This window comes from Pseudomonas sp. B21-015, assembly GCF_024749285.1.
GTDB lineage: Bacteria > Pseudomonadota > Gammaproteobacteria > Pseudomonadales > Pseudomonadaceae > Aquipseudomonas.
Map to the genome: position 1 here is coordinate 5,455,780 of NZ_CP087196.1, position 12,083 is coordinate 5,467,862.

Annotated in this window: 9 protein-coding genes and 1 pseudogene; 3 read left to right on the top strand and 7 right to left on the bottom strand. The window is 59.3% G+C overall.

Annotated features, from left to right (window positions below; genetic code table 11):
• The first annotated feature begins 115 nt into the window (after nt 1-115).
• On the top strand, nt 116-907 hold the full coding sequence (locus LOY38_RS25010) for an IclR family transcriptional regulator (protein ID WP_258697502.1): 792 nt from the start codon (nt 116-118) through the stop codon (nt 905-907).
• Between the two features lie 31 nt (nt 908-938).
• Here LOY38_RS25010 and LOY38_RS25015 read toward each other — a convergent pair whose 3' ends face one another.
• The 7 genes from LOY38_RS25015 to LOY38_RS25045 form a co-directional block, all read right to left on the bottom strand.
• Nucleotides 939-3,497, bottom strand: coding sequence for a LuxR C-terminal-related transcriptional regulator (locus LOY38_RS25015; RefSeq protein WP_258697503.1), 2,559 nt, complete (start codon nt 3,495-3,497; stop codon nt 939-941).
• 139 nt (nt 3,498-3,636) lie between these two features.
• Nucleotides 3,637-5,004 (bottom strand): DUF1329 domain-containing protein, encoded by a 1,368-nt coding sequence (locus LOY38_RS25020; RefSeq protein WP_258697504.1) that lies wholly within the window; start codon nt 5,002-5,004, stop codon nt 3,637-3,639.
• 23 nt (nt 5,005-5,027) lie between these two features.
• The gene (locus tag LOY38_RS25025; protein ID WP_258697505.1) at nt 5,028-6,821 is read right to left on the bottom strand and encodes a DUF1302 domain-containing protein; all 1,794 of its coding nucleotides are present in this window, start codon (nt 6,819-6,821) and stop codon (nt 5,028-5,030) included.
• 549 nt (nt 6,822-7,370) lie between these two features.
• A complete protein-coding gene (locus LOY38_RS25030) occupies nt 7,371-8,282 on the bottom strand; it encodes an SDR family oxidoreductase (protein WP_258697506.1) in 912 nt (303 codons plus the stop codon).
• A gap of 110 nt (nt 8,283-8,392) precedes the next feature.
• On the bottom strand, nt 8,393-9,295 hold the full coding sequence (locus tag LOY38_RS25035; RefSeq protein ID WP_258697507.1) for an alpha/beta fold hydrolase: 903 nt from the start codon (nt 9,293-9,295) through the stop codon (nt 8,393-8,395).
• Complete coding sequence (locus LOY38_RS25040) at nt 9,296-10,078, bottom strand: class II aldolase/adducin family protein (RefSeq protein ID WP_258697508.1); 783 nt, start codon at nt 10,076-10,078, stop codon at nt 9,296-9,298.
• A 307-nt stretch (nt 10,079-10,385) separates the two neighbouring features.
• A complete protein-coding gene (locus LOY38_RS25045) occupies nt 10,386-10,841 on the bottom strand; it encodes a flavodoxin (protein WP_258697509.1) in 456 nt (151 codons plus the stop codon).
• Nucleotides 10,842-10,944: 103 nt separating this feature from the next.
• On the opposite strand from LOY38_RS25045, the pseudogene LOY38_RS25050 reads away from it, so the two are divergent.
• A pseudogene (locus LOY38_RS25050) lies at nt 10,945-11,420 on the top strand (PAS domain-containing protein).
• Between the two features lie 54 nt (nt 11,421-11,474).
• A complete protein-coding gene (locus LOY38_RS25055) occupies nt 11,475-12,080 on the top strand; it encodes a hypothetical protein (protein WP_258700792.1) in 606 nt (201 codons plus the stop codon).
• The last annotated feature ends 3 nt before the right edge of the window (nt 12,081-12,083 follow it).

A 12,083-nucleotide genomic window follows, 5' to 3' on the forward strand; every position in this document is an offset into this window, starting at 1 on the left:
GCCTCCTGAACGGGAAGTTATTTTTATCGTAATTCAATTACGCATAACGTAATTTGATTGGTATTGACCGTCAAGCTATAAAGACGCCCATTCGTCCCGGGATCACACCGCCTCCATGACCAGCGAAAGCAACGGTAAACAGAAAGTCCGCTCGGCCGAGGTCGGCACCGACATCCTCAAGGCACTCGCCGAGCTGTCGCCCTCCACCTCGTTGTCGCGCCTGGCCGAACACGTGCAGATGCCGGCAAGCAAGGTTCACCGCTATTTACAGGCGCTGATCGCCAGCGGTTTTGCCGAGCAGAACCCCGCCACCAACCATTACGGTCTGGGCCGTGAAGCGTTGCGCGTAGGCCTTGCTGCGCTGAACAGTATGGACGTGCTGAAAGTCGCCGCCCTGCCCCTGGCCGAGTTGCGCGATGAACTGAACGAAACCTGTTTTCTGGCGGTGTGGGGCAATCAGGGTGCAACGGTGGTACACATCGAACCGGCGGTGCGCGCGGTGACGGTGGTGACGCAATTGGGCTCGGTGTTACCGCTGCTCAGCTCCTCCACCGGTCTGGTATTTGGTGCGTTTCTGCCCAAGCGCGAAACCATCGATTTACGCGAGCAGGAACTGCAAATCGGCACCGCTCATGCCTTGGCCGACGATCAGGCCTACGCGATGTTGTGCGAACAAATCCGCGAACGCGGCCTGCATCATGTGCATGGCTTATTGATGCCGGGAGTGGATGCATTATCGGCCCCGGTGTTTAACGCAGTCGGTCAAGTGGCGGCAGTGATGACCATCGTCGGCCCGACCTCATTGTTCCACGCCGACGAAAACGGCCCGGCGGCGCAACAATTGCTGGCGGCAACCCGAGCCGTGAGCTGGCGGATGGGTTATCAGAGCGAAGACGCCTGTCGTTAATGCGATTGACGTCGATACCACGTCTTACACGTTACTCCCACAATCCCAACAGCTTGGCTTTGGCTACCGCCTGGGTTCTGCGCTCGACGCCCAACTTTCCATGTATGCGTCGGGCATGGGTTTTCACTGTATGCAATGAAATGAACAATGTATCGGCAATCTGCTGATTGGAATTACCCAGGGCAATCAACTTCAGCACTTCCAGCTCACGCTGGCTGAGTGGATTGGACTGTTGCGGGGTTACATCACTTCCAGCGGGCGATCCCGACGCAGTCAATGCCTCGAGCAATGGTGCCTGACGCAGACGTAACTCGTGCAACACCTGATGCCCCTGAAAACGCGCGACCATGCGCAAGCCTTCGCGCAGTGCCTCAATGGCCTGCAGGGTGTCGCCACTCAGCCATAACACCTCCGCCATGACCAACTGCAGTTCGGTATCGAGCGCATGCATCCCGCGTTCCCGGGCATGCGCCAACAGAGACTGAAGGGAGGCCAGCGCCAGGGCATTGGCCGGTCCGCTCTGAACCTCGGCCAATATCAACAAGTACTCGATCCGCGGAATCAACTCCAGTGTCGCCGGTGGTGCTTGCCGCGCCCCAGGTCCACGATAGTGTTTGAGCACTCGGCCCAATGCCTCATGCGCCAATTCCGGGCGGCCTTGTTGCAACCAGAAATGGCTACTGACTTGCAGCAGAACGCTACGGTAGACGGTGTCGGGAATGTGCCGCTGTTGCATCAAACGCTCAGCGTCGCGCAACCGGACAAACGCCTGGGCGTAATCGCCCTTGTTTGCAGCCAGTTGCGCCTGACCGAGAAACCCATACAGCACCCGCTTGTCGTGGTTGCGCAAGCAATCGTCCAGGCCTGCCTGAAAGAACTCGGCAGCGCGCTCGTCTGCGCCCAGGCACAGGGCCAGCCGCCCACGACGCAACGCAATTCGTCCCAGCAAGGGTGCAGGTAGATCCGATCGCTGACGAAGCAACTCATCGATATTGCAGAGCAGACTTTCAGCACGCGTCGCCGCGCCCCGTTGTTCCAGCAATTGCGCATGATCTAGTTCCATCAGGCCCTCAAACACCAGCGAACCTTGCGCCCGCGCCAGGCACAACGCCTCGCGGTTATGGGCTTGCGCTACGTCGAGTTCGCCCCTTAGCAGGGCCTGTTGCGTCAGACCGGACAAACACATCAGCCGCGCCGTCCAGCATTCGGGATCGAGTGCGCTCAACGCGTCAAGAAAGTGCGCGCGCGAAGTCTCCATGCCCCCCTGCAAATGCAGTAACCAACCCTGCAGGGACTGCCAGCGTGCAATCAATTGACACTGAAGCACTGCCGAGGGTTGGGGCGTGAAATGCGCCAAACGAGCGATGCAGGCGCTCGCCTGTTCGAAACGTCCGGCGAACAACAGCGCGGCCGTAATCAATCCGACCAACTGCGGACTGCCCAGCGTCAGCTCCTCGCCTTGCTGCTCATGCAAACGCAACAGCAGCACCACCGTCTGCTCCTCGAACAACTGCTCGAAGCTGAAGTGCTGCAACAGGCTGACTGCCACTTCGTACTCCTCGGCGAGCAAGGCCTGTTCGAAGGCCAACTTCCAGTCCTGTTCGGCACAGAACCACTGGCAGGCACGCCGATGCCAGGAGCGTCCCGCCGGCCATTGCTCATCGCGCAACAACTGGGTGAAGGGGGTGAAAATCTGTAGCCAGTCGGTGGAGTCGCGCCAGGGTTCGATAAAACAGCCCAGTGCCTGCAAGGTCCTCAGGTACTGCGCGCCCTCCCCGGCCCCAAACAGGTGGTCGCACAGCCGGGCATTGAAGCGCGGCAAATGGGCCAGCACGCGCCAGGCCTCGCTCAACTCAGGCGTCAGTGAGCTGAATAATTCGTGCTCCAGATAATCGAGCAAGGTCTTCGTCCGTCCCTGGGGGTTGTCCTGACGCGACCAATCGCATTTTTGCAGCAGCGCTATCCGCACGCCGGCACACCAGCCACCGGTGCGCTGCAAAATATTTCCGGCCACCTTGTCGGCCTGTACCGAAGGCAGGTGAAACAAAAACTGTGCAATCTCTCCCTGCGTGAGCGCCAGCGTCGCGCCTTCGCACTCATATAACTCGTCATCGAGCAGCAACCTTGGCCAGTTGCAGGGCGGCCGGCGGCGGGCCCCCAGCCACCAGGTCAGCATCGGACTGCTGATCGCCAGCATGCGATCCAGTAGCTGATCCAGTTCCGGGTTCGGGAGACGGCAGTAGTCATCGAGAAACAGCCAGGTCGGTGTCTGCAACCGCGCCAGACAACCAAGCAACTCGGCTTCGTCCGTCGAAGCCAACCCCAACGTCCCTGCCAGGCGATGACGAAAATCCGCCGCGCTCGACGCCACGCCAGACAACGGCAACCAATGCACCCGGCATTGGGTTGGCGCCTGCAACAGGCATTCGGCGAGCAGCGCAGTCTTGCCACTGCCGGCGGGCGCGCAGAGCAATTTCACCCGTGCCGTGGAGGCCAGTAACGGCTCGATCAAGCGAGCCCGTGACAGGTGATGGGAGGAAAGTCTGGGCAAGAATCCGGGGCGATCCAGACATGCAGTCATGGCGGTCATCGGGTGAGCCTTTTTATAGTTGTGAGATCACCCTAGCCCTCTCCAGCCAGCTTGTTGACGAGTATTCAGCGTGCTGATTGGCAGCTATAAAAAAGGCGACCGTGTGGTCGCCTTTCGCTCAGCCAATGTATCAAAACCCTTACCGAACACCCTCGGCGCGCAGGGCCGACGGGGTGTAGTCGGCAGCCTTGGCATCGAAGCCGAATTCGAAACTGTGCTTCTCTTCGTTCTTCATTCCCAGGGCAATGTATCGGCCAGCAATGATGTCGTAGAGCGCCTCGAGGGTGTAGGCCGGAGTCTGGTGATCGTAGTAGTACTGGGCGTGACCTTCGGCCACTCGCCACAGTTGGCCACGACCGTCGTAGTGATCCACCAGCGCCACTTGCCAGCTGTCTTCGTCGAGGTACATGTGGCGTTTGGCGTAGATATGCCGCTCGCTCGGCTTGACCGTGCCGACCACTTCCCAGACCCGGTGCAACTCGTAGCGGGTCAGGTCCTGGTTGATGTGCCCGGCCTTTACCACGTCATCGTACTTGAGGCTCGGCGAGTCGAGTTTGTAGCTGTTGTAGGGGATGTACATTTCCTTTTTGCCGATCAGTTTCCAGTCGTAGCGATCCGGCGCGCCGGAAAACATGTCGAAGTTGTCCGACGTGCGCAAGCCGTCAGCGGCGGTGCCCGGCCCGTCGTAAGCCACTTGCGGCGCACGACGCACACGGCGTTGACCGGCATTGTAGATCCACGCCAGACGCGGCTCTTTCACCTGGTCGAGGGTTTCGTGTACCAGCAGTACGTTACCCGCCAGCCGCGCCGGAGCGGTCACCGACTGTTTGAAGAAGGTCAGTACGTTGGCGGCTTTGTCCGGGTCCAGTTCCTTCATCAGTTGCGGTACGGCGATCTCTTCCTCGAAGCGGATCGGCGTGTAGCTGCCGTTGGTTTGCGGGGTCACCTGGGTGATGATGCGTCGCAGGTTGCCGCCGTGGTAGCGCGTGATGTGGTTCCACAGCACCTCGACGCCATTCTTCGGAATCGGGAACGCGTAGTAGCGGTTACCGGTGAAATTGGCCAGGCCGTTACCGTCGTTGATGCTGGTCACGTTCAGCGCACTGCGCTTGGCCGACTCGTAGATTTCCGGCGGTACGGCCACGGTACGGTGGGTCGGATAGACCGGGATCCTGTAGGTTTCCGGGTAGCGTTTGAACATCGCCACCTGACCGTCCGAGAGCTTGTCCTTGTACTTGTCGACGGTCGCGGCGGTGATGGTGAACAGCGGTTTTTCACTGGCGAACGGGTCGGCCAGAAAGCCTTTGCTGTCGACAGCGCCGGCGTTTTTCGGGATGCCACCGGTCCACGCCGGGATCGAGCCATCGGCGTTACCGGCCTTCTCGGCGCCCAGCGGCGTGAGGGTGGTGCCGAGCTTGTTGGCTTCTTCCGGCGAGACCGCAGCCATTACGTTGGCGGCCAGCAGGCTCAGGGCCAGGGCGCCGCATTGCAGAATCATCTTGCGCATTTAAATCATCCTTCTCAGCCAGATCAGAAGTTCACGCCGAAGCTCAAGGCCACGAAGTCGCGGTCAGTCAGGGTGTTGTAGTCCCCGCCAAAAAAGTCGGTGTAACTCAAGCTCGCGGTATAAGTGTTGCGGTAGTCGGCATCGACACCGACGCTGACCGCCTTGGCGCCTTCGTTGAACAGCCCGTTGGGGCCGTAGCCGGCGACGTCATGGGACCAGGACAGGTTGGGTTTGAGGTTGATCCCGCCGATCACGTTGGCGTAATCGAGGATCGCCCGGGCACGGTAGCCCCAGGAGGTCGAGGTGACGAAGCCGTCGGTATCGCCGCCAAAACCGTACTGGCCGTAGACCGAGTCACGGCCGTAACGCAGCTTGGTCTTCGACTCCAGACCACCGACCCGCACCACCGCCGCTTCACCGACCAGGGTCAGGCGTTCGGCGCCCAGCACTTGATCGAAGAAGTGCGTCAGGGTGCTTTGCACCTGAGTCACTTCCTTGCGGCGGTAACCGGTGTTGTTGGCACCTGCCGTGGTGGCGATAGGCGATGCGGCGCCGCCGGCGATCGGGTTAAGCAATGCCAGGGTCAGGTCGTTGGTGTTGACCTGCACCGGAGCGTTGGGCCGGTAGCTGATTTCGCCAGTCCACGCCGTACCGGTGGGCAGGGTGGTGGAGAAACTCGCACCGTACAGGCGAATGTCTTCCGGGTATTCGAGGTAGTACTGGCCGCGCCCGAGCATCACGCTTTGGGCCAGACCCGAACCGCTGCCCGGCGCCAGACGGTTGGCGGTGCTGACCATGCCCGGCAGGCTGGCCAGTGTCGACAGCCCGGCGGTGGTGGTGCCGACGGTCGGTGTGCGACTGTGGTAGTTCATGAAGTAGAGGCCATATTCGGTGTCGTCACCGAGCCAGCGCAAGGCCGTGCCCCATTGCCCCGAGTCCCGTGCATCACGGTCGCCACCACGGGGCACGATCACACCCTCACGGGTGACCTGGATAGGTTGGCCAAAGGCTGCCGCCAGCGGCGCCAACGGGGCGATCGCCGGGCTGCCGACGGTGTAACCGGTGGTGCAACCATCCGCCGCCACGTCACCGCCGAAGAAGGTGCCGCAATTGTCGAGAACCGTCTGATCCCACTCCAGTTGGTAGAAACCTTCCACCGTGAGTTGATCGGTCAAGCCCTGGGAAGCGAACAGCATGTTGACCGGAATCAGACCTTCCTTGATCTCCGCGCCAGGACGCCGGAACGCCGAAACGTCGATCGGGTTGATGCTGTTGATCGAGTTGCCGATGAAAGTACTTTCACCCCAACTGACCACCTGCTTGCCAGCGCGCACGGTGCCCGGCAGATCGGCAATGGAATAGTTGTGATAGACGAACGCATCGAGGATCTGCGCGCCCGAAGACTTGGCGCCTTCCTTACGACCGCTGTCGCTGATCTGTTTGAACTCGCGGTCTTCGTCCTTGAGCTCGAAGTCGTACCAGTACTTGCCACGGACAAACACACCCGTGTCGCCGTACTTCAATTCGAGGTCGTGGATGCCCTTGAAGATCTTGGAGAAGGTTTCGCCTTTCTTGAAGTTCAGGCGTCCGTCATCACCGGTCGAAGACTGGCCGGTGCCGCCGTTGACGGTGCCCACCAGAGACTTGTCGGCATCGCGCATGCCCCAGCTCGCGCCGACGGACAACGAAGAATCGAACTGCCCCTCGATTTCGCCGATGTTGAATGAAACAGCCTGCGCCTGGGCACAGCAGCCCAAGGCCACCGCAGCGGCCAGCGCTTGCGGTTTGAAGATGGCGCGCATTGTTGTTTTTGTCATGCGTCTTCCCCGGTGAGTGACAGAAGGCCCCACCCTACTGCCGCACGCAGGGAGCGATAAGCGCACCAAGGAGGTATTCGTGGTGTACCTCTAAAGGATGAATGCCCGCATGGGATGGCGGTTTGCGCGGGGTATGGATGAGCTGGATGGGGGGTTATCAATGCAGCGCATGGGACTGGGTGAAGCCGGGGGGTGTAGCCGCTACCGAAGGCGGCTACAGGGGTCAACCCGAGACTGTTGCTCAGCCTGCAACAGTGCATGTCTGGAATCGCTATTTTTCCTTTGTACTCAAGGCCTTATTCTTGCCGGGCTTTCACGGCAAACGGCCGAAAGCACGAAGCGATGGAAATGATAGACACGCCCCATCGGCAACAGAATCCAGATGATTTGAAGTGTATTTTTCGACTCATCGCCCGGTGTTCACTGACGTTGATCTATTGCTCCTTGATCCACGTCTTGCTTTGGCCGCTGCGTTTGCAGCGGCCTTTTTTATGGGCGAAAGATTTTAGGAGAGAGTCATCAAGGGGCAGATGGCAGGATGTCGCGCAATCAGATGGAATACTTCTGCAAGTTCTCCATCATTTCCTTCAACGCCTCAATATTGTCCTTCGGATGCGCCGCACCTTCGAAATCACAAATCTGCTGCCATTGCGCCGCGACATCTTCCGGCGAAAACCCCACCCGTGGATCAAACCCGGCGCCCAGGCTGCGCTCCCAGCGCACCTTGCCCATCCAGCCGCCACCCACTTCGAACAACCCGGACGTTTCCTGACAATGCTCACTCGCCAGGTACACCACCAGCGGGCTGACCAGTTCCGGTTTGAGTTGTTCGAACATGTGCGGCGGGATCAGGCCTTCAGTCATGCGGGTGCCGCCCGTGGGGGCGATGGCGTTGACCAGGATGTTGTTCTTGCGGCCTTCGATAGCCAGTGTGCGGGTCAGGCCGTAGAGGCCGAGTTTGGCCATGCCGTAGTTGGACTGGCCGAAGTTGCCGTAAATGCCCGAGGTCGACGCAGTGAAGATCACGCGGCCATAGTTTTGCTCGCGCATGTGTGGCCAGGCGGCGCGGGTGACTTTGTAGGCGCCTCCGACGTGAACGCGGTAAACAAGGTCCCAGTCGCTGTCGTCCATTTTGTGAAAGGTCTTGTCGCGCAGGATGCCGGCGTTGTTCACCACGACATCGATACGACCGAACGTATCAAGGGCGTGCTGGACGATTTTGTCACCGTCGGTGACAGAGTCATGGTTAGCCTCGGCGGTGCCGCCCGCTTCGCGAATTTCCGCCACCACTCGATCGGCCGCCGACGCATTGGCGCCTTCACCTTGAGCCGAACCGCCGAGATCATTGACCAGCACTTTGGCGCCCTGTTTTGCGAACAGCAGCGCGTGCGCCCGCCCCAGACCGCCGCCCGCACCAGTGACGATCACGACTTTATCTTCGAAGCGCACAGACTCATTCATGGGGAATTCCAGCAGGCCAAGGGACAGTAAGTGCGAGTGTCAGGTACAGGGCTGCTGGTCACAATAAACACGGAGGAAGCTGAATGGTGTGCAATAAGGCAGCGCGATAGTCAGGAACACGCCACCTTGCGCGGCGGTGAAAACAGCTGATCGCGAAACTCCAGATAGTGCTTGAGCACCTGCGCCGGCGCTTCGATCTGTGGGTAATGGCCGATCTCGGACAGCAGGACGGTGTCCGGGGCAGGAATCAGTTGCCGATAGCGCGCCACCATGTGCGCGCCGGAAACCGGATCGACCTCGCCATCGATGACGCGCAGCGGCACCTCGCCACGCTGCATGGCGCTGACCCAACGCTCACGTTGGACCCGCCGCTGCGGGATATAACCGATCAACTTGTGCATGATCCGCTGCCCGTGATTGCTATCGACCAGGCTCCAGAAATCATCCAGCTCACTTTCGGTAGGCCGGGTCTGCGGCCCGAAGACCTGCTTGAAACTCTTCACCAGCGCGTCACGGGTAAAGGCTAGCCCGATCATCCAGCCCAAGGGGCTGAGCAGGAGTTTTTGCATCAACACCGGGCGATGGGTTTCGGGAAACAGTCCACCATTGAGGAACACGCAACTGGCGATATGAGCGCGCGCTTCATAGTGCCGGGCCAACAGTTCCTGAGCCACGCTGTCGCCATAATCGTGTGCCAATACATGAACGGGTTGCTCGACGCTCAGATGCGCCAGTAAGGCCTGTTGCAGATCGGCCTGTTCCAGCAGGCTGTAGTCATGATTCAGCGGTTTGGCCGAATCGCCGAAACCAAGCATGTCGCAGGCAATCACCCGATAGCGCTGCGCCAACGGCTGCCACAGGTAATGCCAGTCCCAACTGGCCGTCGGAAAGCCATGGATCAGCAACAGCGGCTCGCCCTGCCCCGCAGTCCAATAGCGGATACTCTGACCGCGAAATACGAACGTCTGGCCGCGTTTGCGCCAGACACACAGGGGAATCTCGGCGAGTGCCATTTAGAGTTTATAACCCGGGTCTTGTTTATCGAGTTTGCGCAGCAGCGCCGGCCAGGCCAGCGCGCCACCCATCCCTTGAGCACTTTTGGTGACGCCGGCGATCATCGCCTTGGCACCCGCCAGAATCTGCGGTTCGATGGCAATCAGTTCCGCACCACCGTTTTGCGCCAGCACCTGAATTTCGCAGGCACGCTGGAAGGTAAACATCATCAGGAATGTGTCGGCGATGGTGCCGCCACAGGTCAGCAGACCGTGGTTGTGCAGCATCAGGAAATTGTTTTCTCCAAGGTCGGCTTGCAGCCGCGCCTTCTCGTCATGGTTCAGTGCAACACCTTCGTAGGCGTGATAAGCCAGGCTGGAGAGGACGAACAATGACTGCTGGCTGATCGGCAAGATGCCCTGCCTCTGCGCTGATACCGCCACCCCTGCCGCCGTATGAGTGTGCAGCACACACACGACGTCATGACGGACTTCATGCACGGCGCTGTGGATGGTGTAACCCGCCGGGTTGATCTCGTAAGGGCTGTCCATCAACTTGTGGCCGGCCTGATCGACCTTCACCAGGCTCGAGGCGGTGATTTCGTGGAACATCAGCCCAAACGGGTTGATCAGGAAATCTTCAGTGCCCGGCACCTTGGCCGAAATGTGCGTGAAGATCAGATCGTCCCAGCCGTGCAGGGCGACCAGACGATAACAGGCAGCCAGGTCGACGCGGGTCTGCCACTCGGCGGCACTGACCTGGCCTTTTACACTGTGTGGCGATTGGGCGGGGGCTACGCTCACGGCAAGACCTCTGATTTTTATTTTTCTGGGTTCTTATCGTTTTACCGACGTTACAGCAGTCTAGTCAGCCCCCGGACTTCGTGTAGTTGCATTGGCAGCCAGCTTGATGGCCGAGCGAGTCAGTGCGCGGGTGAGCCTGGATCCATGTCAAGGCACCCGCCCAATAAAGGCGCGTAGGCCTTAATGCCCGTAAGTTAAGTTAAGCCGCGCAAACTTGTGGGAGCGAGCCTGCTCGCGATGACGGCGGCACCTTCAGCATCAATGTTGCCTGACCCGCCGCTATCGCGAGCAGGCTCGCTCCCACAAGTCAGCCCCGCAGAGCGCTGACGAGGTTCGCCAGCCAAGGTTCGGCGTCGGTTTCCGGGGTCACGGTTTCACTGGCGTCCAGGCGCAGCATCGGCAGGACTTCGCGCACGCCCAATTCGCCGAACAACTCGCGCATTTGCTCGCCGCCGCCGCAGAACGTATCGCCATAACTCGAGTCGCCCAAACCGATCACCGCACCTGGCAAACCGCGCCAGCCGGCGGGCAATTGATCGCGGATCATTGAATACAGTGGTTGCAGGTTGTCTGGCAACTCGCCCATGCCAGTGGTCGAGGTCACCGCCAGAAATGCTTCGGGGCCAAACGCCAGAACATCAGCGAGTGTCGCGCGCGGGTTGTGCCAGGTTTCAAAACCGGCGACGTTCAAAATGCTTGCAGCGTGGCGGGCAACTTCTTCAGCCGTGCCGTACACCGAGCCGGAAAGGATGGCGACTTTCATCAATCTGATCCTGAAGCTGAGTAAAAGATCGAGATATTAACAGCACCGCCTTCATTGATCTTTTAGAATGCAGCGCATCAATCAATACGCAAAGGACGCTGCGATGATCAATGCCCAACTGCTGCAAATGGTGATCAACGCCTCCAACGACGGCATCGTGATTGCCGAAAAGGAAGGCGAGCAGGACAACATCCTGATTTACGTAAACCCGGCATTCGAACGCCTGACGGGTTATACCAGCGAAGAAATCCTCTACCAGGATTGCCGTTTTTTGCAGGCAGGAGACCGGGATCAGTCCGCCCTCGCCTTGATTCGCCAAGCGTTGGATAATGACGGTTCCTGCCGGGAAATCCTCAGGAATTACCGCAAGGACGGCACACCGTTCTGGAACGAACTGTCGCTTTCCACGGTAAAAAACCCGCACGACGGACAGACCTATTTCGTCGGGGTGCAGAAAGACGTCACCGGGCAGGTCAAGACTCAGCGGCGAGTCGCGCAACTGGAGGCGCAATTGGCCGAGGTACAGGCTGAACTTTGCGCACTCAAACGACGAACGGCTCAAACCAATCTGCGAATTAACGGTCATTTACTACAATCACCGATGACTTTGTGACTATTCCTTTCGAGCAAATCATGCAGCGCGACGCACTCCTGACCCAGGATGAGCTGGATTTTATCCAGACCATGCAACACAACCCGCAACTCAATGTACGGGATGCGACGTCGAGCCTGCTCGTCAACGGTGGTTCGCAGATTCGTGACTTGCTCACTCGCCTGGCCGCTCATGAACAAGTCACCATCCAGGCCAATTTCGAAAATCAGCAAATGACCTTCCCGCTGCACCTGGTGGAAGATGAATTCCATGCGATGCATCTGCGCCTCGGTGTCCCCAGTATTTATGAAGACGGGCCGATGATTCGGCCATGGCGCCTGGCGCTCGAAGAACCCGTGGCGCTGGAAAATGCCAAAGGCCAACCCGGCACGATGTGGGTGCATGAAATATCGTTCAAAGGGGTCTTGCTGGAGGTTCGTAACAAGACCAAGGCACCAAAACATTTCGCGTTGTGGTTCAGTCCGTCAGGCTATGAACGAATTGCGTTGCGCGGCACCTTCGAGCGCGAAACCGAGCAGGGTTTCTACGCCTATGAGTTGAGCCAGAGCGACACGGATGAAACCGAACGTCTGCGTCAGTACATTCTTCAGCAACATCGCCTGACCCATCCCGCACTGCATCTCTGAATC

What these genes read in the sequence shown, in the direction of transcription:
- LOY38_RS25015 (WP_258697503.1), bottom strand. Translation starts at nt 3,497, where the DNA reads ATGACCGCCATGACTGCATGTCTGGATCGCCCCGGATTCTTGCCCAGA.
- LOY38_RS25010 (WP_258697502.1), top strand. Translation starts at nt 116, where the DNA reads ATGACCAGCGAAAGCAACGGTAAACAGAAAGTCCGCTCGGCCGAGGTC.
- LOY38_RS25020 (WP_258697504.1), bottom strand. Translation starts at nt 5,004, where the DNA reads ATGCGCAAGATGATTCTGCAATGCGGCGCCCTGGCCCTGAGCCTGCTG.
- LOY38_RS25045 (WP_258697509.1), bottom strand. Translation starts at nt 10,841, where the DNA reads ATGAAAGTCGCCATCCTTTCCGGCTCGGTGTACGGCACGGCTGAAGAA.
- LOY38_RS25025 (WP_258697505.1), bottom strand. Translation starts at nt 6,821, where the DNA reads ATGACAAAAACAACAATGCGCGCCATCTTCAAACCGCAAGCGCTGGCC.
- LOY38_RS25030 (WP_258697506.1), bottom strand. Translation starts at nt 8,282, where the DNA reads ATGAATGAGTCTGTGCGCTTCGAAGATAAAGTCGTGATCGTCACTGGT.
- LOY38_RS25055 (WP_258700792.1), top strand. Translation starts at nt 11,475, where the DNA reads ATGCAGCGCGACGCACTCCTGACCCAGGATGAGCTGGATTTTATCCAG.
- LOY38_RS25035 (WP_258697507.1), bottom strand. Translation starts at nt 9,295, where the DNA reads ATGGCACTCGCCGAGATTCCCCTGTGTGTCTGGCGCAAACGCGGCCAG.